16 protein-coding genes and 1 pseudogene are annotated in these 25,206 nt (G+C 64.1%); 12 read left to right on the forward strand and 5 right to left on the reverse strand.

The features are described from left to right. Positions 1-41 precede the first annotated feature (41 nt). Positions 42-1,118 (forward strand): alanine racemase, encoded by a 1,077-nt coding sequence (gene alr / locus AC3IYG_RS02785; RefSeq protein ID WP_489312193.1) that lies wholly within the window; start codon positions 42-44, stop codon positions 1,116-1,118. Between the two features lie 33 nt (positions 1,119-1,151). Here the strand turns inward: alr and AC3IYG_RS02790 are convergent, their stop codons facing one another. After that, positions 1,152-3,062, reverse strand: a complete 1,911-nt coding sequence (locus AC3IYG_RS02790) for a diguanylate cyclase domain-containing protein (protein ID WP_489312194.1) — start codon at positions 3,060-3,062, stop codon at positions 1,152-1,154. A gap of 231 nt (positions 3,063-3,293) precedes the next feature. Here AC3IYG_RS02790 and AC3IYG_RS02795 point away from each other — a divergent pair, with 231 nt between their 5' ends. The 6 genes from AC3IYG_RS02795 (at position 3,294) to AC3IYG_RS02820 (ending at position 15,253) form a co-directional block, all read left to right on the forward strand. After that, positions 3,294-5,597, forward strand: coding sequence for a YgiQ family radical SAM protein (locus tag AC3IYG_RS02795; protein WP_489312195.1), 2,304 nt, complete (start codon positions 3,294-3,296; stop codon positions 5,595-5,597). 255 nt (positions 5,598-5,852) lie between these two features. Then, positions 5,853-9,143, forward strand: coding sequence for a transglutaminase family protein (locus AC3IYG_RS02800; protein ID WP_489312196.1), 3,291 nt, complete (start codon positions 5,853-5,855; stop codon positions 9,141-9,143). Between the two features lie 203 nt (positions 9,144-9,346). Next, positions 9,347-11,833: a circularly permuted type 2 ATP-grasp protein gene (locus tag AC3IYG_RS02805; RefSeq protein ID WP_489312197.1), complete on the forward strand. Its 2,487-nt coding sequence runs from the start codon at positions 9,347-9,349 to the stop codon at positions 11,831-11,833. Continuing rightward, a complete protein-coding gene (locus tag AC3IYG_RS02810; RefSeq protein WP_489312198.1) occupies positions 11,833-12,720 on the forward strand; it encodes a transglutaminase family protein in 888 nt (295 codons plus the stop codon). The genes AC3IYG_RS02805 and AC3IYG_RS02810 overlap by 1 nt, the downstream gene beginning before the upstream one ends. 179 nt (positions 12,721-12,899) lie before the next feature. Continuing rightward, positions 12,900-14,141, forward strand: coding sequence for a parallel beta-helix domain-containing protein (locus AC3IYG_RS02815; protein WP_489312199.1), 1,242 nt, complete (start codon positions 12,900-12,902; stop codon positions 14,139-14,141). Continuing rightward, positions 14,138-15,253: an SO2930 family diheme c-type cytochrome gene (locus AC3IYG_RS02820; protein ID WP_489312200.1), complete on the forward strand. Its 1,116-nt coding sequence runs from the start codon at positions 14,138-14,140 to the stop codon at positions 15,251-15,253. Before AC3IYG_RS02815 ends, AC3IYG_RS02820 begins: the two co-directional genes overlap by 4 nt. A gap of 252 nt (positions 15,254-15,505) precedes the next feature. Here AC3IYG_RS02820 and AC3IYG_RS02825 read toward each other — a convergent pair whose 3' ends face one another. Next, complete coding sequence (locus AC3IYG_RS02825; protein ID WP_489312201.1) at positions 15,506-15,688, reverse strand: hypothetical protein; 183 nt, start codon at positions 15,686-15,688, stop codon at positions 15,506-15,508. 252 nt (positions 15,689-15,940) lie between these two features. Between AC3IYG_RS02825 and AC3IYG_RS02830 the strand changes: the two genes are divergently transcribed. Next, a complete protein-coding gene (locus AC3IYG_RS02830; protein WP_489312202.1) occupies positions 15,941-16,789 on the forward strand; it encodes a mechanosensitive ion channel family protein in 849 nt (282 codons plus the stop codon). 88 nt (positions 16,790-16,877) lie between these two features. Here the strand turns inward: AC3IYG_RS02830 and AC3IYG_RS02835 are convergent. Next, positions 16,878-17,441: pseudogene (locus AC3IYG_RS02835) on the reverse strand (cytokinin riboside 5'-monophosphate phosphoribohydrolase); the annotation flags it as partial. 399 nt (positions 17,442-17,840) lie between these two features. Here AC3IYG_RS02835 and azu point away from each other — a divergent pair. Continuing rightward, entirely contained in the window at positions 17,841-18,290 is a 450-nt protein-coding gene (gene azu, locus AC3IYG_RS02840) for an azurin (protein ID WP_489312203.1), read from the forward strand. 132 nt (positions 18,291-18,422) lie between these two features. On the opposite strand, the gene AC3IYG_RS02845 is transcribed toward azu, so the two are convergent. Both AC3IYG_RS02845 and AC3IYG_RS02850 read right to left on the reverse strand, forming a co-directional pair. Next, positions 18,423-19,451, reverse strand: a complete 1,029-nt coding sequence (locus tag AC3IYG_RS02845; protein ID WP_489312204.1) for a DUF1338 domain-containing protein — start codon at positions 19,449-19,451, stop codon at positions 18,423-18,425. 121 nt (positions 19,452-19,572) lie between these two features. After that, positions 19,573-20,481 (reverse strand): LysR substrate-binding domain-containing protein, encoded by a 909-nt coding sequence (locus AC3IYG_RS02850; RefSeq protein WP_489312205.1) that lies wholly within the window; start codon positions 20,479-20,481, stop codon positions 19,573-19,575. Between the two features lie 144 nt (positions 20,482-20,625). Between AC3IYG_RS02850 and amaB the strand changes: the two genes are divergently transcribed. The 3 genes from amaB to AC3IYG_RS02865 all read left to right on the forward strand — a co-directional run bounded on the left by amaB (position 20,626) and on the right by AC3IYG_RS02865 (position 25,026). Beyond that, on the forward strand, positions 20,626-22,116 hold the full coding sequence (gene amaB, locus AC3IYG_RS02855; RefSeq protein WP_489312206.1) for an L-piperidine-6-carboxylate dehydrogenase: 1,491 nt from the start codon (positions 20,626-20,628) through the stop codon (positions 22,114-22,116). 82 nt (positions 22,117-22,198) lie between these two features. Next, positions 22,199-23,482, forward strand: coding sequence for an L-pipecolate oxidase (gene amaA / locus AC3IYG_RS02860; RefSeq protein WP_489312207.1), 1,284 nt, complete (start codon positions 22,199-22,201; stop codon positions 23,480-23,482). A gap of 422 nt (positions 23,483-23,904) precedes the next feature. Continuing rightward, positions 23,905-25,026 (forward strand): branched-chain amino acid ABC transporter substrate-binding protein, encoded by a 1,122-nt coding sequence (locus tag AC3IYG_RS02865; RefSeq protein ID WP_489312208.1) that lies wholly within the window; start codon positions 23,905-23,907, stop codon positions 25,024-25,026. The last annotated feature ends 180 nt before the right edge of the window (positions 25,027-25,206 follow it).

Genomic DNA, 25,206 nt, shown 5'->3' on the forward strand with positions numbered 1-25,206 from the left:
GACGAGCAGCGATTCTCTGTGTTGACTCAAGGATCTTCTTCATGCGCCCCCTAATCGCCACCATCGATCTGGCCGCCATCCGCCACAACTACGCGGTGGCCAAGCGCTGCGCGCCCGGGCGTGAGGCGTTCGCGGTGGTCAAGGCCGATGCCTACGGCCACGGGGTGCGCGAGGTGGTGGGTTGTTTGGGCGAGGCCGACGGATTTGCCGTGGCCTGCCTGGAGGAGGCCATCCTGGTGCGCCAGGTGAATGCCACGGCACGCGTGCTGTTGCTCGAAGGCTGCTTCGAGCCGGCGGAATACCAACAGGCTGCACTGTGGCGGCTGGATGTGGTGGTGCAGGGCGCGGAACAGGTCGAGGCCTTGCTCGCCGCGTCACTGCCGACGCCGTTGAATGTCTGGCTCAAGCTCGACAGTGGCATGCACCGGCTGGGCTTCAGCGCGGAGCCGCTGCGGCATTGGCATGCGCGCTTGGCGGGCGCGGCGCAGGTGGCGGAGCTCAACCTGCTCAGTCATTTCGCCTGTGCCGATGAGCGCGGCCATCCGCTCACCGAGCAGCAGGTGGAGGTTTTCCTCGGGCTGCTCGATCTGGATTTCCAGCAGCGCTCGCTGGCCAACTCGGCCGCCATCCTGACCATTCCGGCGGCGCATATGGACTGGCTGCGGCCGGGCATCATGCTTTATGGCGCCACGCCTTTTACCGAGCTGACGGCCCAGGAGTTGGGGCTGCGCCCGGCCATGAGCCTGACGGCGCAACTGATCGGCCTGCGCGACGTCGCGGTCGGCGAAAGCGTCGGCTACGGCGCCAGCTGGGTCGCGCAGCGTCCTTCGCGGATCGGTACGGTCAGTTGCGGCTATGCCGACGGTTATCCGCGGCATGCGCCTTGCGGCGCGCCGCTGCTGGTGCGCGGCCAGCGCGTGCCGTTGGTCGGGCGGGTGTCGATGGACATGCTGACGCTCGATCTGACCGACCTGCCCCAAGCGCAGCTGGGTGACGCGGTGGAGCTGTGGGGCGCGCACTTGCCGGTCGATGAGTTGGCCCAGGCCTGCGGCACCATCGGTTACGAATTGCTGAGCAAGGTCACCGCCCGCGTGCCGCGCCGCTACCTCGATGCGTAGGCTGGGCGTTGTCGCGCCATCGGGTGTGCCCGCTTAGAACAGCCCGCTCGGTACCTTCAGTACATCAAGTTGCAGGCTGCTGGCGTCGTTCTGCTCGCCCTCGCCGCCGCTAAGGGCGAAGCCTGAGCGGCCACGGGCCTTGGCCTGGTAGAGCGCGCCATCGCCAGCCTTGTACAGGCTGGCGAACTGCTCGCCATGCTGCGGGTAGAGCGCCACCCCGATGCTGATGGTCACCACCAGTTGCGCCTCGCCATACAGCACCGGTTGGGCCAACTCAGCGAGCAGGCGTTCGGCGATCTCGCGGGCATGTTCTTCCGCTTCCGGCCCGCCGATCAGTACGGCGAACTCGTCGCCGCCCAGGCGCGCCACCATGTCGTTGCTGCGCACCTGCTGGCGCAGGCGCTGGGCGAGGGTGCAGAGCATCAGGTCGCCGGCGTCGTGACCATGGGTGTCATTGATCGGCTTGAAGTGATCCAGGTCGATCAGCATCAGGGCCAGTGTTTCTCCGCGCCGCTGCGCATCGGCCAGCGCTGCTTCGACGCGCTCGATGAGATAACGACGGTTCGGCAGTTCGGTCAGCGGATCATGGAAGGCGGCGTGCTGCAGCGCCTGCTCGCGCTCGCACAGGCTCAGGTTGGCGGCGGCCAGCTCTGAGGTGCGCAGCTCCACGGCTGCCTGCAGTTCGTCGGCGCTGGCCTGCATCTGGCTCAAGCGCGCGGTCTTCTCACGGTCGAGCTGCTCCTGCGCCATGGCTTTTTCCTGCTTGAGCATCTGGATGCGGTACGCCAGGGCGAAGGAGAACAGGATCGACTCGGCGGCCACCGAGATCGGGAACAGGTAGGCGGTGAAGGTGCTTGGCTGGATGATGCCGGCGGCACGCATCACCAGTACCGCTGTGCTGCCGAGCACGGCGCTGTAGCCGAGCAGATACAGGCGCGCCGGGATAAAGCCCTGGTAGCAACGGATGGCCGCGCTGATCAGTGCGGTGGGCACCGTGACGATCGGCGTCAGGGCGATCAGCAGGGCGCCCTCGGCGCGGTAACCGCAGGCGTTGATCAGGATCGCCAGCAGGTACAGCGCACAGCCGGCATTCAGCAGGCGATGGGCCCAGCGCAGGCCTTGGCGGGTATAGAGCAGCTCCTGGGTGAAGCGCATGACGAAGATGCCCCAGAGCGAAGGCAGGCTGATGCGGTCCAGCCAGAAAGGTGTCGGTGCATGGCTCCAGAGGTATTGGAAGCCATGCCCACTCATGCTCAGGATGAACACCAGGGCGCTGGCCGTGGCCAGCACGTACCAGAAATAGGCGCGGTCGCGCAGGGCCATGAGGATGAACAGGTTGTACAGCAGCAGGGCGAGGATTACCCCGTAGATCAGGCCGAAGCCGAGGTTTTCCTGGGTTGCGTGCTGCTCCAGGTCGCTCAGTTGCCAGATCTTCAGCGGGAAGGAGTTGCCGGCCGGGTCGTAGCTGCGGAAATAGAGCGTCAGCGGCTGCTCACCCAGTTCCGGCAGCTTGAACAGCATGCGTCGGTAAGGATGGTCGCGGCCGGCGGCGTAGGGCACGCTTTCGCTGGTTTCACGCGCGCGCCAGCCGCCGTTGCCGTCCGGCAGATACAGTTGCACCTGGAGCACGGTGATGCCGCTATTTTCCAGCCACCATTGGCGCGGGGCCTGCGCGCTGCGCGCGAGCTGCACCTTGACCCACCAGGTGCTGCGGCTCTGGCCGACGCTGGCGCGCCCGGCGGCCGGTTGGAAGCGTTGCTGCACGGCCTCGTCGGCCATGTCGTCGATCGTCAGCTGGCCGCCGACGTCCTCCAGCAACTCGATCTGGCTGTTCAGCGTCGAGCCGCTGCTGGCGCGCTCCAGTACGATGGGCGCGGCACTGGCCCAGCCGCCGAAGCCGGCCAGGCACAGCAGGATGCAAAGGGAGAGTATACGCTGCACCACTCAGGCTCCTTGCGCCCGGCTCATGAGCCCGGGAGGTGATGTTTGCGCCCGAGTATAGCCATAAGCCATGGTGCTGATCACAAACCGTCGCACAAAGTTTTTTCGGCGTTGCTGGCGGGGATAAGGCTGAGCGTAGTAGTCGGAATTGGTCATTTTTTGTGCTATATTCCGCGCCCGCGAATTTCTCAGTAAATCAACGCGCCCTTATTTACACCTATACCGGTCATCGACATGCAAGCAGCCAAGCCGTTATTTGACTATCCCAAGTACTGGGCCGAATGTTTCGGGCCAGCACCCTTCCTGCCCATGAGCAGGGAGGAGATGGATCAGCTCGGCTGGGATTCGTGCGACATCATCATCGTCACCGGCGATGCCTATGTCGATCACCCGTCGTTCGGCATGGCGATCATCGGCCGGCTGCTGGAGTCCCAGGGCTTTCGCGTCGGGATCATCGCGCAGCCGAACTGGCAGTCCAAAGACGACTTCATGAAGCTCGGCGAACCGAACCTGTTCTTCGGTGTCGCGGCCGGCAACATGGACTCGATGATCAACCGCTACACCGCCGACAAGAAAGTCCGCTCCGATGACGCCTATACCCCTGGCGGCATGGCCGGCAAGCGCCCGGATCGCGCCAGCCTGGTTTACAGCCAGCGCTGCAAAGAGGCCTACAAGCATGTGCCGATCGTGCTCGGCGGCATCGAGGCTTCCTTGCGCCGCATCGCCCACTACGACTACTGGCAGGACCGGGTGCGCAACTCGATCCTGATCGACGCCTGCGCCGACATCCTGCTCTACGGCAACGCCGAACGGGCGATCGTCGAAGTCGCCCAGCGGCTGTCCTACGGCCACAAGATCGAAGACATCACCGACGTGCGCGGCACCGCGTTCATCCGTCGTGACACGCCGCAAGGCTGGTACGAGGTCGACTCCACGCGCATCGACCGTCCGGGCAAGGTCGACAAGATCATCAACCCGTACGTCAACACCCAGGACACCCAGGCCTGCGCCATCGAGCAAGAGAAAGGCCCGGTCGAAGATCCGCAGGAAGCCAAGGTCGTGCAAATCCTGGCCAGCCCGCGAATGACCCGCGACAAGACCGTGATTCGTCTGCCGTCGTTCGAGAAAGTCCGTGGCGATGCCGTTCTTTATGCTCACGCCAACCGCGTGCTGCACCTGGAAACCAACCCGGGCAACGCCCGTGCGCTGGTGCAGAAGCATGGCGAAGTGGACGTCTGGTTCAACCCGCCACCGATTCCGATGACCACTGAAGAAATGGACTACGTGTTCGGCATGCCCTATGCGCGCATTCCGCACCCGGCCTATGGCAAGGAGAAGATCCCGGCCTACGACATGATTCGTTTCTCGGTGAACATCATGCGCGGCTGCTTCGGCGGCTGCACTTTCTGCTCGATCACCGAGCACGAAGGGCGGATCATCCAGAACCGTTCCGAAGAGTCGATCATTCGCGAGATCGAAGAAATCCGCGACAAGGTGCCGGGCTTTACCGGCGTGATTTCCGACCTCGGCGGCCCGACCGCGAACATGTACCGCATCGCCTGCAAGAGCCCGGAAATCGAATCCGCGTGCCGCAAGCCGTCGTGCGTGTTCCCGGGCATCTGCCCGAACCTGAACACCGACCACTCGTCGCTGATCCAGCTGTACCGCAGCGCCCGTGCCTTGCCGGGGGTGAAGAAGATCCTCATCGCTTCCGGCCTGCGCTACGACCTCGCGGTCGAGTCGCCGGAATATGTTAAAGAGCTGGTGACCCACCACGTCGGTGGTTACCTGAAGATCGCCCCGGAACACACCGAGGAAGGTCCGCTCAACCAGATGATGAAACCGGGCATCGGCAGCTATGACAAGTTCAAGCGCATGTTCGAGAAGTACTCCAAGGAAGCCGGGAAAGAGCAGTACCTGATTCCGTACTTCATCGCCGCGCACCCCGGCACCACCGACGAAGACATGATGAACCTGGCCCTGTGGCTCAAGGGCAACGGCTTCCGTGCTGACCAGGTGCAGGCGTTCTACCCGTCGCCGATGGCCACCGCCACCGCCATGTATCACTCGGGCAAGAACCCGCTGCGCAAGGTCACCTACAAGAGCGACAGCGTGACCATCGTCAAGAGCGAGGAGCAGCGCCGTCTGCACAAGGCGTTCCTGCGTTATCACGACCCGAAAGGCTGGCCGATGCTGCGTGAAGCCTTGACGCGCATGGGCCGCGCCGACCTGATCGGGCCGGGCAAGAACCAGTTGATTCCGCTGCATCAACCGGCGACCGACAGCTACCAGAGCGCCCGCCGCAAGAACTCGACGCCGGCCGGCAGCCATAAAGTGGCCAGGGAAACGACCACCAAGATCCTCACCCAGCACACCGGTCTGCCACCCCGCGCCAGTGATGGCGGCAACCCGTGGGACAAGCGCGAGCAGGCCAAGGCGGCCGCGTTTGCGAAAAATCAGGAGGCGGCCAAAGCGCGGCATGACGCCAGCAAAGGCAAGGGCAAGAAGCCCGCGCGCAAGCCGGTTGTACCGCGCTAGCCTCGCGGGCCGCTAAGCCTTGCCGCTTCACGCACAACGCCAGCCTTCGGGCTGGCGTTGTGCTGAGGGGAGTCGGCATTCAGTGCTTGGTCGATCTCTGTGCGCACCAATCGTGTGCGAGACTCTGCACTGTAGTACGAGCGCGGCGCTATTTTAGTGCTGTGCTGGGCCGGCAAGCACGGCGTCAACGGGGTTGCCCGGGTGGCATAAGTCTTGCGCGGTTCAGGTACCGTCAAGGCTCGCAGGAGGCCCGCCGTGTCGATTCATGTCGCTTTGCACCATGTCACACATTACCGCTACGACCGAGCGGTCGAACTTGGCCCGCAGATCGTGCGTCTTCGCCCGGCCGCCCATAGTCGGACGCGAATCCTGTCCTATGCATTGAAGGTCCTGCCCGAGCAGCACTTCATCAATTGGCAGCAGGACCCCCAGGGCAACTACCTGGCCCGCCTGGTATTTCCGGAGAAGACCGACGAGTTGCGGATCGAGGTCGATCTGGTGGCCGAGATGGCGGTGTTCAATCCGTTCGACTTCTTCCTTGAACCCTACGCGGAAAAGATCCCGTTTGCCTACGCTGCTGACGAACAGCGGGAGTTGGCGCCCTACCTGGAAACCCTGCCGTTGACGCCGAAGTTCAAGGCGTACCTGGCCAGCATCGAGCGCACGCCGCTGCCGAGCATCGACTTTCTGGTGGCGCTCAATCAGCGTCTGAGCGAAGACATCAATTATTTGATCCGCATGGAGCCGGGCGTACAAACACCCGAGCAGACCCTGGACAAGGTTTCCGGCTCCTGCCGCGACTCGGCCTGGTTGCTGGTGCAGCTGCTGCGGCAACTCGGCTTGGCCGCGCGCTTCGTTTCGGGTTACCTGATCCAGCTCACCGCCGACCTCAAGGCCCTCGACGGGCCCTCCGGGACCGAGGTCGACTTCACCGATCTGCATGCCTGGTGCGAGGTCTATCTGCCCGGCGCCGGCTGGATCGGCCTCGATCCGACCTCCGGGCTGTTCGCCGGTGAAGGCCATATTCCGCTGGCCTGCAGCCCGGAACCCTCGTCGGCTGCGCCGATCAGCGGGGTGGTCGGGCCTTGCGAATGCGAGTTCGCCCATGACATGTCGGTCGAGCGCCTCTGGGAGGCTCCACGGGTCACCAAACCCTATAGCGACGAGCAGTGGCAGGCGATCCAGGCCCTTGGCCGGCAGATCGACAGTGACCTGTTGCGCGACGATGTACGCCTGACAATGGGTGGCGAACCGACCTTTGTCTCAATCGACGACCCGGATGGCGCCGAGTGGAATACCGCGGCGCTGGGGCCGCAGAAGCGGCTGCTGTCTGCCGAGCTGTTCCAGCGCATGCGCAAACGCTATGCGCCGCAGGGGCTGGTGCATTTCGGTCAGGGCAAGTGGTACCCCGGCGAACAGCTGCCGCGCTGGTCGCTGAACTGTTTCTGGCGCCGGGATGGTCAGCCGGTCTGGCAGAACAATGCGCTGATCGCCGATGAGAACGAGGACTACGGCGCTGACGGTGAGTTGGCCGGGCGCTTTCTGGCCAGCGTCGCCAAGCGTTTGCAGCTGCTGGCGGCCTATGTGTTTCCGGCTTACGAGGACAATTTCTACTACCTCTGGCGCGAAGGCGCGTTGCCGCTGAATGTCACGGCCGAGGATGCGCGGCTGGCCGACGGTCTTGAGCGCGAACGCCTGCGCAAGGTCTTCGCCCAGGGGCTGGATAAGGTCATTGGCCAGGTGCTGCCGCTGGCGCGCAATGCCGCCGGCGACAGCTGGCAGAGTGGCCGCTGGTACCTGCGCGACAGCCATTGCCGCCTGGTGCCCGGCGATTCGCCCCTGGGTTACCGTCTGCCACTGGCTTCGCAGCCCTGGGTCACGGCGGCCGAGTACCCGTTTATCCACCCGACCGACCACAACCAGGATTTTGCCGAGTTACCCAGTGACGAGCGGCTGCGCGCACGGCTTGAGGATAAGGCCGCCGCGCCGGCTGCGATCGAAGAGCGCCAGCCGAAGCTGGATGAGTCCGCCGACTGGCTGACCCGCACCGCGCTCTGCGCCGAAGCCCGCGAGGGGCGGTTGTACCTGTTCATGCCGCCGCTGGAACGCCTGGAGGATTATCTCGAACTGGTCAGCGCCATCGAAGCCTGCGCCGAGGCGCTGCATTGCCCGGTGTTGCTGGAGGGCTACGAGCCGCCCAGCGATCCACGCCTGGCGAACTTCCGGGTCACGCCCGATCCGGGTGTGATCGAAGTCAATGTGCAGCCCTCCGCCAGTTGGGACGAGCTGGTCGAGCGTACCGAGTTTCTCTATGAAGAAGCGCGGCAGACGCGCCTGACCACCGAGAAGTTCATGATCGACGGCCGCCACACCGGTACCGGCGGCGGCAACCACTTCGTGCTCGGCGGGGCGACCCCGGCGGATTCGCCATTCCTGCGCCGGCCCGACCTGCTGCGCAGCCTGATCAGCTACTGGCATAACCACCCGTCCTTGTCCTACCTGTTCTCCGGCCTGTTTATCGGCCCGACGTCACAGGCGCCGCGTGTCGATGAGGCACGCAACGATTCGCTCTACGAGCTGGAAATCGCTTTCGCACAAATGCCGCAGCCCGGCGAGTCGTGCCCACCCTGGCTGGTCGACCGCTTGCTGCGCAACCTGCTGATCGATGTCACCGGCAATACCCATCGGGCCGAGTTCTGCATCGACAAGCTGTATTCCCCGGATGGCGCCACTGGGCGTCTGGGCCTGCTGGAGCTGCGGGCTTTCGAGATGCCGCCGCATGCCCGCATGAGCCTGGCCCAGCAATTGTTGCTGCGGGCGCTGGTGGCGCGCTTCTGGCGTGAGCCCTATGCCCCGGCCAAGTTGGCGCGTTGGGGCACCGAGTTGCATGACCGGTTCCTGCTGCCGCATTTCATCGCGCAGGATTTCGCCGACGTCATCGTCGAGCTGAATGCCGCCGGTTATCCGCTGCGCAGCGAGTGGTTTGCCGCGCACCTGGAGTTCCGCTTCCCGAAGGTCGGCGATTACGCGGTCAGCGGTATCGAACTGGAGCTGCGCCAGGCGTTGGAGCCCTGGCATGTGCTGGGCGAGGAGGGCGCGGCCGGTGGCGCGGTGCGCTATGTCGACTCATCGCTGGAACGTTTGCAGGTCAAACTCACGGGTGTGCCGGCGCAGCGCTATGTGCTGACCTGCAATGGGGTTGCGGTGCCGTTGCAGCCGACCGGGCGGGTGGGCGAGTTCGTCGCCGGCGTGCGTTATCGCGCCTGGCAGCCGGCCAACTGCTTGCAGCCGACCATCCCGGTGCATGCACCGCTGGTGTTCGACCTGCTCGACACCTGGATGCAACGCTCGCTGGGCGGTTGCCAGTACCATGTCGCGCATCCGGGGGGGCGCAACTACGACAGCCTGCCGGTGAACGCCAATGAAGCGGAAAGCCGGCGTCTGGCGCGGTTTTTCCGCCTCGGACACAGCCCCGGCAAACTGCCGGTGCCGGCGCTGGGCGTCAACGACGAGCTGCCCATGACCCTGGACCTGCGGCTGTATTGATGCCGACCGGGTGAAAGCCACTGCGGGCTGCACGCGTGCTCTGGGTTAAAATCGGCCCGCCCTGGCGGGTCGATCTTCGCGTGCTGCAGCCTGTCCGCGTTCGCCAGGCGTTCAGCCGGGCCAATGGCGTGCCGCTGTTTCCAATACCAGCACGCCATCGGTCTGCGCTAACCTGACTTCCCTTGCCGTCTGCCGAGCTCTCCATGCACGACCTGCTTGACCGCTACCCGCTAACGCCGGGCACCTATCATGAAATGCTCGACGCCGAAGGCGCGGTGCGGCCGCATTGGCTGCGCGTGTATGAGCAACTGCAACGCAGCAGCCCTGTGCAGCTGTCGCAGCGCCAGGCCCTGTTGGCCCGGCAGATTCAGGAAAACGGCGTGACCTACAACGTTTACGCTGACCCCAAAGGCGCTGACCGGCCGTGGGAGTTGGACCTGCTGCCGAACCTGATCGCGGCCGACGAGTGGCAGCAGATCGCCCTCGGCATCGCCCAGCGGGCCACGTTGCTCAATGCGGTGCTCGCCGATCTGTATGGGCCGCAGCGTTTGATCGCCGATGGCCTGTTGCCGGCCGAGCTGATCTTCGGTCATGACAATTTCCTCTGGCCTTGCCAGGGCATGCAACCGCCGGATGGCACTTACCTGCATGTCTATGCGGTGGACCTGGCGCGCACCCCGGATGGCCGCTGGTGGGTGACCGCCGATCGCACCCAGGCGCCTTCGGGCGCGGGCTATGCGCTGGAGAATCGACAGATCGTCTCGCGCGCCTTTCCCGAGCTGTATCGCGATTTGCAGGTACAGCACCTGACCGGGTTTTTCCGCACCTTGCAGGAAACCCTGGCCAGGCAGGCGCCCAGCGACGGCGAAGTGCCGCTGGTGGTGTTGCTGACGCCGGGGCGCTTCAACGAAAGCTACTTCGAGCACCTGTACCTGGCGCGCCAGCTCGGTTATCCGCTGGTCGAGGGCGGCGACCTGACCGTCCGCGATGCCACGGTGTACCTGAAAACCCTCAATGGCTTGCGCCGTGTGCACGCGATCATGCGCCGGCTCGACGATGACTTCTGCGACCCCCTGGAGTTGCGCACGGATTCGGCGCTCGGCGTGCCCGGCCTGCTGGAAGCCGTGCGTCAGGGCCGGGTACTGGTCGCCAATGCCCTGGGCAGTGGCGTGCTGGAGTCGCCGGGCCTGCTGGGATTTCTGCCACGGATCAACCAGCACCTGTTCGGCGAGGAACTGTGCTTGCCCTCGCTCGCCACCTGGTGGTGCGGCGAGGCGCCGGTAATGGCCCAGGCGTTGGAGAAACTGCCCGAGTTGCTGATCAAGCCGGCATTCCCGTCGCAGAGTTTTGCCCCGGTATTCGGCCGCGACCTCAATGCCGAGCAGCGCCAGGCCCTGGCCGAGCGGATTCAGGCGCGGCCCTACGCGTATGTCGCCCAGGAGCTGGCGCAACTGTCGCAAGCGCCGATCTGGCAAGTCGAGGACGGCCAGTTGCGGCCACGGGCCATCGGCATGCGGGTCTATGCGGTGGCCAGTGCCGAGGGCTACCGGGTCTTGCCCGGCGGCCTGACGCGGGTCGCGGCCGAGGCCGATGCCGAAGTGGTGTCGATGCAGCGCGGCGGCGCCAGCAAGGACACCTGGGTGCTCGGCGAGCGTGCCTACAGTGGCGAGCCTCGACGCGGCCAGCGCAGCCTCGGGGTGCATGCTCTGGTGCGGCGCGACCCTTACCTGCCGTCGCGGGTGGTGGAAAACCTGTACTGGTTCGGCCGCTACTGCGAGCGCTGCGATGACAGTGCGCGGCTGCTGCGCATCATACTGGCGCGCTATATCGATGGTGACGACCCGTTGGCCTTGCAGGCCGCCGTCGAGCTGGGCGAAAGCCTGGCCTTGCTGCCGGAAGAGGGCGAATTGCCCGAACGCTTGCTGGCGGCCCTGCTGGGCGAAGACGGGGCGTTCAGCCTGCGGGCCAATCTGCAGCGCTTGCAATGGGCCGCGTCGCAAGTGCGCGGCAAGCTGTCGCGGGAGAACTGGCAGGCGCTGGTGGAGTTGCAGCGTGAGGCCTTGAGCCTGGAGACCGAGGAGCCGGACTTCGGTGAGCTGCTGGATTTTCTCAACCGCCTGGTGATGTCACTGGCGGCGCTGTCCGGGTTCGCCCTGGACGACATGACCCGCGATGAAGGCTGGCGCTTTCTGATGACCGGACGGCAGATCGAGCGCCTGCAATTTTTCAGCAGCGGCCTGGCGGCGTTCCTGCGCGCAATCGCGGTGGCCGATCAGGTTGGATTGGAGTGGTTGCTGGAACTGGGCAATAGCAGCATCACCTACCGCTCGCGCTACATGGCCGCGCCGCAATTGATCCCGGTGCTCGACTTGCTCCTGCTCGATGAGCAGAACCCCCACGCGGTGCTGTTTCAACTGAAACTGGTGGCGCGCTCCCTGGCGCGCCTGAACGATGACTTCGGCGCCCCACGCGAAATCGGCCTGGCCGTGCTGGTCGAGCGCTTGGCGGCATTCGACCTGGGCAGTCTGGAAAACCAGCTGTTCGGCGCCACCAGCGTGCGGGCGGTACTCGATGGCCTGGTCGATTTGCTGCAGAGCATCGCCGAGACCAGCAGCCAGGTCTCCGATCGTCTGGCTTTACGCCATTTCGCCCATGTCGATGATGTCAGCCAGCAAACGGTATCCGTCTGATGAGCGCCCACTACCAGATCCTGCACGACACCCACTACCGCTACGACAGCCCGGTTTCCCTGGCCCAGCAACTGGCTCACCTGTGGCCCCGGCCCTGTGCCTGGCAGGTTTGCCACGAACAGCAGTTGCAGATCAGCCCGCAGCCGTCCAGCCGCCGCGATGAGTTGGACGTGTTCGGCAATCCGCTGACGCGCTTGGCTTTCGAGCGGCCCCACGATGAATTGCAGGTCAATGCCCGGCTGCGGGTGGAAGTCCTGCCGCGTCCGCCCCTGGACTTCGAGCAATCGTTGGCCTGGGACGCCGCGTGCAAGGCGCTGACCTACAGCGGCCAGCCGATGCCGGCGGCGTTGCTGGAAGCCTGTCGCTATCGTTTCGAGTCGCCCTATGTGCGCTTGAAAAAGGCCTTCAGCGACTTCTCCGAAAGCTGTTTTCCGCTCGGCAGGCCGTCATTGCTCGGCGCGCAGGCGCTGATGGAAAAGATCTTCGAAGAATTCACCTTCGATGCCGAAGCCACCGATGTGTCGACCCCGCTGGTCGAAGTGCTGGAGCGGCGGCGCGGGGTGTGCCAGGACTTCGCCCACCTGATGCTCGCCTGCCTGCGCTCGCGAGGCTTGGCGGCGCGCTATGTCAGCGGTTATCTGTTGACCCAGCCACCACCCGGCCAGCCGCGGTTGATCGGCGCCGATGCCTCGCATGCCTGGGTCTCGGTATTCTGTCCGACGCTGGGCTGGGTCGATTTCGATCCGACCAATAATGTCCAGCCAGCCCTGGAGCACATCAGCCTGGCCTGGGGCCGGGATTTCTCCGATGTGTCGCCGCTGCGCGGGGTGATTCTCGGCGGTGGCAGCCATGACCTGGAGGTGCAGGTCACGGTGATGCCGATCTGACCCGGCAGGCGCGGGTTCGCCCCCGTCATCCCGCGCAGGCGGGGGGCATAGATAAACGCTAGGGCGCGGCCCCGCTGAGCCATTGATTGTTCCGGCCATGGCGATGAGCGGGGGCTTGGCTTGATAAGTAATTGGTACTATAGTTCCAATCTCATAAAAAGAATCGTGCGGAGCCTGCCATGCGTATCGCCACCCTGTCCCTGCTTGCCCTGTCCGTATTGCTCGCTGCCTGTGGTGAGCAAGGCAAGGCACCGACCACTCACGTCGACTTCCAGAAGGCGCTGCAGACCAAGCTGATCAAGGCCAAGGCCGGTGACGTCATCGAGATTCCGGCCGGCACCTATCAGCTCGACCGCAGCCTGAGCCTGAAAGCCAGCGGCGTGACCATCAAGGGGGCCGGCATGGACAAGACCATCCTCAGCTTCAAGGGCCAGAAGAGCGGTGCCGAAGGCCTGTTGGTGGATGCCTCGGACTTCACCATCGAAGACCTGGCGTTCGAGGACACCAAAGGCGATTCGCTGAAGGTGGTCGGCGGCAAGAACATCATCATCCGTCGCGTACGCACCGAGTGGACCAACGGCCCGGCGACCGAGAACGGCGCCTACGGCATCTACCCGGTGCAGACCGAGAACACCCTGATCGACGGCGTCATCGCCATCGGCGCCTCGGATGCCGGCATCTATGTCGGCCAGTCGCGCAACGTGGTGGTGCGCAACAGCCGCGCCGAGCGCAACGTCGCCGGGATCGAGATCGAGAACACCGTCGGCGCCGACGTCTACGACAATGTGGCCACCGGCAACACCGGCGGCATTCTGGTGTTCAACATGCCCAACCTGCAGTTGGCCGGTAGCGGCACGCGGGTGTTCCACAACCAGGTGCAGGGCAATAACCACGATAATTTCGGCCACAAGGGCACGCCGGTGGCCAGCGTGCCGGCCGGGTCGGGCGTGGTGATCAACTCCAACGACCTGGTCGAAGTCTTCGACAACGATATCGGTGAGCACAAGACCGCCAATGTCATCGTCAGCAGCTACTTCAGCACCGGTTACAGCGACCTCTCCACCGCCGAAGCTTTCGACCCCTACCCGGAAGGCATCTTCATTTACGGCAACCGTTTCGGCCCGGGTGGCGACAGCCCGGACAACCTCGAGTTGAAAGCGCTGAAAATCACCCAGTACGGCCTCAATGGCCGCCTGCCGGACATTCTCTGGGATGGCTACGTCAATCCGGCCAAGCTGGTGGACGGCAAACTGCCGGCCCCCCTGGCGATCTGCGTCGACAACGGCGAGGCCGGGTTGATCAACGTCGACGGCCCGAATGGCTACAAGAACATCAGCACCGACATGAGCCGCCACGCCTGCACATTACCGAAACTGCCGGCCATCGACCTGGCTTCGGCCAAGGTGGGGCAGGGTGCATGAAGCGTTCGCTATTGCTGCTGGGGGCGCTGCTGCTGGTCGCCTGCACTGAGCAGCCGGCGCCCTTGTACCTGCCGCAAGGCGACAGCTACCCGCAAACCCTCAGCGAATGGGGCATGCTCCAGCTCGGCGCCGGTCATCTGCAACCGGCCGCAGGGGTCCTGCCCTACGACCTCAACACCCCGCTGTTCACCGATTATGCGCACAAGCTGCGTACGGTCTGGCTGCCGGCGGGCGAGGCGGCGCAGTACGGCGCGGAGCATTTCGACTACCCCGTTGGCACGGTGCTGAGCAAAACCTTCTATTACCCCAAGGATGCAGAGGGCCGGCTGCGGCGCAACAATCTCGATGAGCGCGAGCCGCGACAAGGCTTGGCGCTGGCGCGGGTGCAACTGATCGAAACGCGCATCCTGCTCAAGCAGAAAAGCGGCTGGGTGGCGTTGCCTTACGTGTGGGACGAGCAACAGCAGGAGGCGCACCTGGAGTTGGCCGGCGACAGCCGGGCGCTAAGCCTGCTCGACGACCAAGGGCAGACCCTGGCGGTCGATTACCAGGTGCCGGACGCCAACCAATGCGCCGGCTGCCATGAGGAGCGACATGGCCAGGGCATCAACCCGCTGGGGCCGAAAGCGCGGCATCTGAACAAGGATTTCGCTTACGCCGAAGGGCTGGGCAACCAGCTCCAGCATTGGCAGCAAGGTGGCCTGCTCGAAGGCTTGCCGGCGGAACTGGCGGGTGTGCCGCAGAATGCGTTGTGGGGGCAGCCGCGCGCCGGCGAGAGTCTGGAGCAGCAGGCACGCAGCTACCTCGACGCCAACTGTGCGCACTGCCACAGCCCCAAGGGGCCGGCCCGTACGTCAGGGCTGATGCTCGATCCGGCGACGCCGTTGGGCATTCCGACGGGCCTGTGCAAACAGCCGGTGGCGGCGGGCAAGGGCTCGGGCGACCGGCTGGTGGATGTCCACCCAGGCCAGCCGCAGAAGTCGGTGCTGATCTATCGCGTGGAAAGCGTCGACCCCAGCGTGATGATGCCGGAGCTGGGGCGCTCGGTGGTGCACCGCGAAGGGCTCGAACTGCTCACGCGCTGGATTGCCAGCCTCGATGGCGATTGCTGATGCTCAGGCGCGGGTGGGTTTTGCCGCGAGGGCCGTGGGTTACGGGGCGGTAAAGGGTGGCGTGGATCGGCGCCGCGCCGGTCGATGCTGTGCTGCTGTGCGAGCGAGTGCGGCGGTGACAGCGGCAAGCCCGTGGCGGTTTGCCCTACTGGCCTGTGCACAGGTGTGCTGAACCGCAAGGGTTGAACACCTGTGCACGCCAACTTGAGTGGTCGTGCGGGCGTCGGCATGGCCTCGGCCCCGACCGGGGACTCAGGCGCTAGGGGTTTCGTCTGCTGGCGCTTGATCAGCGGTTTCGTCAGCGGGCGTCTCGCCTTCTTCCAGTTGCGTTTGTTCGGCCAGGGCGGCGTTCTTGCGCTGCAGTTTTTCCTCTTTCTTCTGCTCTTTGGCGAGGTCGCGCTGACGCTTGGCGAAGGAATAATTAGGTTTGGCCATTGGTGATCCTCTCTCGTGGGGGCGATGTTGTTGTGATTATGCCAGTGAGTCCTGCGACTTTGGGCTGTTCTCGACGATTCACTCCGATTAAAGCGTGATTATGCGCCCAGAACGCTCCGCAACAGGGCGACTGGCGCTTTTAGCCCGTATTTATGGGGCGCGGGCCTTATTCAAGGCGCTCAAGTTTTCAGCCAAGTGGCGTTTGCCGTGCTAGCGTTTTCCGAGTCAATCCCTTGCACCAGGTGGGTCACCATGGACGAAACAACGATCGTTAATGTCGGTACGGAAAAAATCAACGCGCTAGCCACTATGGCTTCGCAATACGGTGCGGCCTTTGCCATCAAGATTCTCTCGGCGATTGCCTTCTGGGTCATCGGCCGCTGGCTGATCGGCTTCGCCGTCGGGCTGGTGCAAAAATCCTTGGGCCGGCAGAAGGTCGACCCCACCGTGCTGCGCTATGTCGGCTCGTTCATCACCGTGACCCTGAACATCATCCTGGTGATCGGCATTCTCGGTTTCTTCGGGGTGCAGACCACCACCTTCGCGGCGTTGCTGGCGGCGGTCGGGCTGGCCATCGGCATGGCCTGGTCGGGGTTGCTGGCGAACCTGGCGGCGGGTGGCTTCATCATCGTGCTGCGACCATTCAAGGTCGGCGATTTCATCTGCGCTGGCGGCGTGACCGGCACGGTGATGGAAATCGGCCTGTTCGCCACCGCGATCAACACCCCGGACAACGTCCTGACCCTGGTCGGCAACAACAAGATCTTCTCCGACAACATCCAGAACTACTCGCATAACAGCTTCCGGCGGGTGGAGCTGAAGGCGCAACTGTCTGGCGCGGCGGACTATCAGGCCGCCAGCGCACTGCTGAAGAGTCGGATCGCGGCGATTCCCAACGTCCTGGCCGAGCCGCCGGTGGATGTGGAAATTCTCGAGTTCAATCTGCTCGGGCCGGTGCTGGCGGTGCGCCCTTATTGCCATAACGACCATTACTGGCAGGTGTATTTCGACACCAACAAAATGATCAAGGACGCCCTCGGCGAGGGCGGCTTCCCGGCGCCAATGCCGGCGCAGACGGTAATCATGCAGCAGGCCGGCTAAGCAGAAGGGGCCTCCTGCGGGTGGCTGTCAGCTGCGCAAGACGCATGGGCTCGGGGCCTTGTATCGGCTGGCTGGCAGGGGACGATGCGGGTTCCCGTTCGGCCCACTTGGGTGCGACGGCCGGCTGCCAGCTGCCCAGCGCTGCCAGCAGTTGCGGCGTGGACTCGCTGATCTGCAGCATGGCGCGGTGCTGACCGCGCACGAAACCCTCGTCGGCCAGGTGGTCGAGGAAGTCGCTGAGTTTGGCGTAGAAACCGTTCACTTCCAGCAGGCCGAGCGGTTTGCTGTGGTAACCGAGTTGGCCCCAGGTCCAGACTTCGAAGAGTTCTTCCAGTGTGCCAAGACCGCCCGGCAGGGCGATGAAGGCGTCGCTGAGTTCCGCCATCCGCGCGTCGACCACTTCCAGGCGGCTCAGGCCTTTGTGGCCGATTTCGGACGCCTGCAGGCTCTGCGGGATGATGCCGATCACTTCGCCGCCCGCGGCGATTGCGGCATCCGCGACTATGCCCATCAGACCCACGGCGCCGCCGCCATAGATCAGGCGGATGTTACGTTCGGCCAGGCAGCGGCCGAGGGCGATGGCGGCTTCGCGGTAGGCCGGGTGGGTGCCGGGGCTGGCACCGCAGAACACACAGATGGAACGCAGGGACATCGTCTACTCCGCGGGTTGAGAATGCCCGCGGAGTACGGGTTACGGTAACGGTGACCAAACCTCAGGCACTGTGTCGTTCGTTCGGGCAAGCGCCGCTGGCACCGCAGGCATAGGCGGCAAGCAGGCTGCGTAGCAGATCGTTGAGTGGCATGACGATTTCCTCGATGGTTGAGGTTGTCAGCTTATGTGCGTCACCCGGGGCCGGCTGTTTGATTGTGTCGATGGCGGCCATAGAAAACGCGGCGTGGGATCGAGTGCGGCCTTTTGCCTCGCCGGGCGGGGAACTCGGTTGTGCTAATAACGTCTTCCTAGAACCTGCTTGTCGACGGCTGCAAGGTTGTCGATGGCTTGCACAGCGGGTGCTCAGGGCGATTTGCCCATCCTGCCAAGGAGTCCGTCATGCTTCGCAAACTTGTCATCGCTTCCGTTCTGACCCTGGCCAGTGTCCAGGCACTCGCTGCCGAGTGCACTGTCACGGTGAACTCGACCGACCAGATGTCCTACGACACCAAGGACATCACGATCAGCAAAAGCTGCAAGAGCTTTACGGTAAACCTCGTCCATACCGGCAAATTGCCGAAAAACGTGATGGGGCATAACTGGGTGTTGAGCAAGGCCGCCGATATGCAGCCTGTCGCCACCGACGGCATGGCCGCCGGGCTCGACAAGAACTACCTGAAGGCGGACGACAGCCGCGTGATCGCCTACACCAAGATCATTGGCGGCGGTGAAAAGGACTCGGTGAGCTTCGATGTGTCGATGCTTACCGCTGGCGAAGCCTATTCGTTCTTCTGCTCCTTCCCAGGGCATTCGTCGATGATGAAAGGCAGCGTCACGCTGGTGGACTGATCGCCAGGCTTAAGGAAAGGCCGCATGCGCGGCCTTTTCCTGTTTCGAAGATCAGCGTGCGGTTGTGGGTGACTTCCGTCACGATTGGCGACTATCGCGGCTGGAGCCGCTCCCGCGTGCTTATTTCGGGCGTCAGCGTGCACTGCGCGAGTCGGTCATCTTGAAGATGCCTTGGGCATTGCCGCTGTCGAAATGCAGGTCCAGCAGCCCGGTGTCGCTGTCGATCTCGCGCTGAATGAATTCGACGAAGGAGCCCGGCACCTCGCGCTGGACCTGCTGGCCAGCGGCATCGACCAAGGTGCGTTGGACCTGCACCGCCTTGTAGGCGGTTTGCATGACCCGGCGGGAGCTGGAGACTTCGATGCTGTCCTTCATCGGCCGCTGCAAACCACGCTGCTCGGCGACCACCTGTTTCAGGTCGTTGACCCGATCGGTGAGGTGGTTGAAGCGATTGCCTTCGGTGGCGATCCAGGCCATTTCCGCGCTTTCCCTGAGCAACAACTGGTAGTCGCTTTCCTGTGCCACGGCATGCTGGCAGTCGAAGGCCTGGTACAACGCCGGCAGCAGGGTGTGCGCTTGCGCCAGGCTGCAATGGCGGCTCAGGCGCAGTTGTTTGAGGATGGCCAGGTGCTCGGCCTGCAGCGGGTCGCGGCTGTTCTGGACGACGCGGGTGACGGCCTGCTGGAAAGTTTCGCTGAACCGCCCCGGATGCAGCTCGGAGACGAAGAACTGGGCGATATCCGCTGGCAGGTCCTGGTGCCGATAGGCGTAGCCGGTCATGTTCAGTTTGGTCAGCGGGTAGGTGCGTACATCGGTAAAGCCCAGCGGCTCGAGCAGGCGGGCGAATGCCTGACGGCCGCGAGGCAGGTCGCCGTTCTCCGGCCAGTCGACGGTGCGGATCGCGCCGTGATCGAAACAGACCTTGCGGCCTTGCTGCAGTTGCTCCGCGACATAGGTGCGGCCCGCAGGCACGGCTTCCACCAGTTTGTGCAGCAGGCAGAGGTTGAGCGCCTCGGCCAGCCAGGCGCGATGCAGGGTCTGCTCGCTACTGGCGAAAGCCTGCAAGCCTTGGGGAATTTCGACGTGGGCGAAGACCCAGTCGGCAGCCGGTTGGCCGATGACCGAAGCGACCAGATTGAGCAGGCGGGTGGAGTTAGGCATGGCGTCGGCGGCTCTGACAGTGAAAGCGAGGCTGTATGTAAGCCGGCGCCGGGCCAAGCGGCAAGTGAAAAAAAATGCCGGGTTCATTCCATTAATTCCTGTCACAGCCTGGGCGTGCGCCCTACGGCTGTGGCGTTGCCGAGACCTCGAGCTGTTCCAGTATCCATTGCACGAAGTCGCGCACCTTCGGCACCTCGGCGGCATGTTCCGCGTAGGCCAGGTAGTAGGCGTTGCTGCTGGTCAGGCTGTGTGGCCAGGGGATCACCAGCTTGCCTTCGGCCAGCTCCTCTTCCACCAGAAAGCGCGGCAACAGCGCGACGCCGCAGCCGACCTGGGCCGCGCGAATGCACATGTAGAAGGTGTCGAAGCGTGGCCCGTGGTAGCTGTGTTCGGTCTGCCGGTTCTGGCTCTGGAACCATTCGTGCCAGGCCTCCGGGCGGGTCGCATTCTGCAGCAGCACCAGTTCGGTCAACTGGGTCGGATCGCTGAACGGTTCGGCCGGCAAGGCGCTGGGCGCGCAGACCGGAACCATCTCCTCGCCGAACAGGCGGATACATTCGGCCCCCGGCCGGGCGCTCTGGCCGAAGAAGAAGGCGACGTCGCTGTGGCCCTGCGCCAGTTCGTCGGGCTCCAGCTCGTTGCGCACATCCAGGTGGATATTCGGGTGGCGCAGGCGCCAGCCCTTGAGCCGTGGCACCAGCCAGCGGGCGCCAAAGGTCGGCAGCGTGGACACCCTGAGCACCTCGGTTTCGCCGCCGTAAGAGCGCAGGTAGTGGGTGGACATCTCGACCTGGGTGAGGATCTTGCGCACCTCGACCAGGTACAGCGAGCCGGCCGGCGTCAGTTGCAGGCTGCGGCGCACGCGGCGAAACAGCAGGTGCTGAACCAGCTCCTCGAGCTGCGCCACCTGTTTGCTCACGGCGCTCTGGGTCAGGCTCAGCTCTTCCGAGGCGCGGGTAAAACTCAGGTGCCGCGCCACGGCTTCGAAGCATTGCAGAGCGGTCAACGAGGGCATATGGCGCTTGAGCATGGCGAGCCTCATCGGGTCGTGGAGGTTTTTGGCATGAATAAACGGAATGATATACGGAGTAAAGGTCGTTTGTTGGGGCGCGGGAGTCCAGTTATTACTGCTGCCATTGCTTGCCATTCCTCAATCACTTCAGGTGCAGAACTCATGGTTGCTTCATTGCTCGATAAGTTGGGCGTTGACCCGCAGCGTTATCAACAGGGCGGGCATGCCGTTCACACGCCCATCGACGGCAGCCAGATCGCCACCGTGCAGTTGCAGGGGCGCGCCGAGGTCGAGCAGCAGATCGCGCATGCCGAGCAGGCGTTCCAGGCCTGGCGCAAGGTGCCGGCGCCGCGCCGTGGCGAGTTGATCCGCCTGTTCGGCGAGGCCCTGCGCAAGCACAAGGCCGAGCTCGGTGAACTGGTGTCCTGGGAGGCCGGCAAGATCACCCAGGAAGGCTTGGGCGAAGTGCAGGAGATGATCGACATCTGCGACTTCGCCGTCGGCCTGTCACGCCAGCTCTACGGCCTGACCATCGCCTCCGAGCGCCCGGGCCACCATATGCGTGAAACCTGGCACCCGCTGGGCGTTGTCGGGGTGATCAGCGCGTTCAACTTCCCGGTCGCGGTATGGGCCTGGAACACCACGCTGGCGCTGGTCTGCGGCAACTCGGTGGTGTGGAAGCCGTCGGAGAAGACGCCGCTGACCGCCCTGGCCTGCCAGGCGCTGTTCGATGGCGTGGCCAAGCAGTTCAGCGAGGCGCCGGCACACCTCGCCCAAGTCATCATCGGTGCGCGGGAAGCGGGCGAGGCCTTGGTCGAGGACCCGCGCGTGGCGCTGATCAGCGCCACCGGCAGCACCCGCATGGGGCGCGAAGTGGCACCGAAAGTAGCGGCCCGCTTCGCCCGCTCGATTCTCGAACTGGGCGGCAACAACGCGATGATCCTGGCGCCCAGCGCCGATCTCGATCTGGCGGTGCGCGGCATCCTGTTCAGCGCCATCGGCACGGCCGGGCAGCGCTGCACCACGCTGCGGCGCCTGATCGCCCACGAGTCGGTCAAGGACGAGATCGTCAGCCGGCTGAAAACCGCCTATGCCAAGGTGCGCATCGGTCATCCGCTGGAAGGCAACCTGGTCGGTCCGCTGATCGACAAGCACGGCTTTGACAGCATGCAGGCCGCACTGGAGCAGGCGTCGAGCGAGGGCGGCAAGGTGTTCGGCGGTACCCGGCAGTTGGCCGAGCAGTTCCCCGAGGCCTATTACGTGGCCCCGGCTATCGTCGAAATGCCGGAGCAGAGCGAAGTGGTCCGCACGGAAACCTTCGCGCCGATTCTGTACGTGATCGGCTACCGCGATTTCGACCAGGCGCTGCGCCTGAACAACGACGTGCCGCAGGGCTTGTCCTCCTGCATATTCACCACCGATGTGCGTGAGGCGGAGCTGTTCATGTCGGCGGTCGGCAGCGATTGTGGCATCGCCAACGTCAATATCGGCCCCAGCGGCGCGGAGATCGGCGGCGCCTTCGGTGGCGAAAAGGAAACCGGGGGCGGTCGCGAATCCGGCTCGGACTCCTGGCGCGCCTATATGCGCCGGCAGACCAATACGGTGAACTACTCTCACGAACTGCCGCTGGCACAGGGCATTACCTTCGACTGAGTGGTTCCATGGGCTGAGTGGCCCGGGCGGGCGTGATCGCGGTCGCGTCCGCCGCAACCCTGCCGACCTTAAGGATTCGTGAATGACGCTGCGCCAGGAATGCTTGTGGGAAACCCTCACGCCCGAACGGCCGAAAGCCAACGCCTTGAGCGGCGAGCTGAAGGTCAATGTCTGCGTGATCGGTGCCGGTATCACCGGGCTGTCCGCTGCGCTGCACCTGCTCGAACAGGGTAAAAGCGTGTGCGTGCTGGAGGCCCACGAAACCGGGCATGGCGGTTCGGGGCGCAACGTCGGGCTGGTCAACGCCGGCATGTGGATCGCCCCGGACGAGGTCGAAGCCGGGCTTGGTCAGGCGGTCGGCAGCAAGCTGGTGACGACCATGGGCGCGGCCCCGGCGTTGGTGTTCGCCCTGATCGACAAGTACGCCATCGACTGCCAGGCGCGCCGCGAAGGCACCCTGCACATGGCGCACAACGCACGCGGCGTGGCCGATCTGCAAAGCCGTTGCGCGCAATGGCAGCGGCGCGGCGCGGCGGTGGAAATGCTCACCGGCGCGGCCTGTCACGACGCGACGGGGACAAAACGGATTGCCGCGTCCTTGCTCGATCGGCGCGCCGGCACGCTCAATCCGATGGCGTACACCAGCGGCTTGGCGAGGGCGGTAACCCAGCTGGGCGGCAAGCTGTTCCATCACTCGCCGGTCAGCCGCCTGGAGCGTCAAGGTGCCAATTGGTGCGTGTTGACCGAGCGCGGCGCGGTAACGGCCGAACAGGTGGTGATCGCCTCGAATGCCTACACCGAAGGTGAGTGGACCGAGCTGCGGCGCAATTTCTTTCCCGGTTTCTACTACCAGGTGGCCTCCGCGCCACTCGGCGGCGAGGCGGCTGGGCGCATTTTGCCGGGTGGCCAGGGGGCCTGGGATACCCGGCAGGTGCTGAGCAGTATTCGTCGCGATGCCGACGGTCGTTTGCTGCTCGGTAGCCTGGGCAGTGGTACGAGTAAACCGGCCTGGTTTCTGCGCGCGTGGGCTGATCGGATTCAGCAACATTACTACCCCGAGCTGGGAACCGTGGATTGGGAAAGCACCTGGACCGGCACCATCGCCTTCACTCCGGATCACTTGATGCGCCTGTTCGAGCCCGCGCCGGGGCTGGTCGCCGTGACCGGTTACAACGGTCGCGGGGTTACCACCGGCAGCGTGGTGGGCAAGGCGTTCGCCGACTACCTGGTGAGTGGCGACGCGCAGGTGTTACCGATGCCGTTCCAACCCATGCACAAGGTTGCCGCGGCGGGCTTGCGCAGCTGTTTGTACGAGACGGGCTTTTCCCTGTACCACGCCGGGCAATGTTTGCGTGTCGTTATTTGAATGCTGGAGGTCGTTTTGGTGGCGATCTTTTTAGGTTACCTATGCGGCACTGGGATCGATGTTTTGGGGGCTGGGGTTTACGCGGACTTGGCTTGGGCCGGGGCGGTTTTTCCCCTGTTTTTCGGCTGGGTCGCAACGGTGCGCATGTGAGTGGATTGCGCACCAGTCATGTGCAAATATCAGCCCTCTGTCTATTGTTACTTATGGTATTGGCGGATTCCGTCGATGCTGCGCCCAGGGATGTTTCAGGTTTTTCGTTTAATCCGAGTAACTATCTGATTTAAAACACTTAATGCGAGGTGAGCAGCGAACAAAAAAGACGTTGTGGGCGATCTCTAAATATAAAAATTAATGGCACGCCACTTGCTCTCGTAACTCCCCGAAATACGAGCGCAACTCAAACCCCTCAGGAGCAAAACTCCATGTCGCAGAAGATTTTCAGAAAAGGCTTTCTGGCTCTCGCAGTTACAACTGCATTAGGAATCTCTGCCGTCGCACAGGCGGACGTAACAATCGGTGTCGCTGGCCCGCACACAGGCGCCAACGCATCGTTCGGTGAACAATATTGGCGCGGTGCTTCCCAAGCGGCGGAAGACATCAACGCTGCCGGTGGCATCAATGGGGAAAAGATCAAGCTGGTAAAGGCCGATGACGCCTGCGAACCCAAGCAGGCTGTGGCAGTGGCCAACCGCCTGGTGGATCAGGACAAGGTCTTGGCCGTAGTCGGTCACTTCTGCTCGTCCTCGACCATCCCGGCATCTGAGGTGTACGACGAGGCTGGCGTGATCGCCATGACCCCAGGCTCCACCAACCCGGTGGTCACCGAGCGCGGCCTGTCCGGCATGTTCCGCATGTGCGGGCGTGACGACCAGCAGGGCATCGTCGCCGGCAACTACATCGTCGATACGCTGAAAGCGAAGAAGATCGCCATTCTTCACGATAAAGACACCTACGGTCAGGGCCTGGCCGATGCGACCAAGGCGCAACTGGCCAAGCGCGGCGTGAAGGAAGTGCTTTACGAGGGGTTGACCCGCGGCGAGAAAGACTTCAACGCCCTGGTCACCAAAATTCGTGCTTCCGGTGCCGAAGTGGTCTATTTCGGTGGCCTGCACCCAGAGGCCGGGCCGCTGGTACGGCAGATGCGTGAACAAGGTCTGACCGCCGTCCTCCTCTCCGGCGACGGCATCGTCACCGACGAGCTGGTCACCACCGCTGGCGGGCCGCAGTACACCAAGGGTGTGCTGATGACCTTCGGCGCCGACCCGCGGAAGATTCCGGATGGTCAGCCGGTGATCGAGAAGTTCCGTGCCGGCGGCTTCGAGCCGGAAGGCTATACCCTCTATGCCTACGCCACACTGCAAGCATTGGCCGCGGGCTTCAATGGCGCTGGCGCGAACGATGCGGCCAAAGCCAGCGAATGGCTGAAAGGCCATCCGGTGCAGACCGTGCTGGGCAAGAAGGAGTGGGACCAGAAGGGCGACCTGAAGGTCTCCGACTACGTGGTCTACGAGTGGGACGCGCAGGGCAAATACCACCAGCAGTAAGCTCTGGGAGCCTGCCGGACGTAGGGCTGCCCTACGGACGCCTAAGCCCGACAGGCTCCTGGCTCGGCTAACCGTTCAGGCGCCAAACGCGCCTGAACGGTTGGTGCCTTCCGGGAACTGCTGAGTCGTCAACCGCGCTCACCGCTGCATTCAGTGCCGAGGTTGTTCAGCAGTACCCGT

The sequence above is a fragment of the Pseudomonas sp. KH_027 genome, from assembly GCF_057838565.1.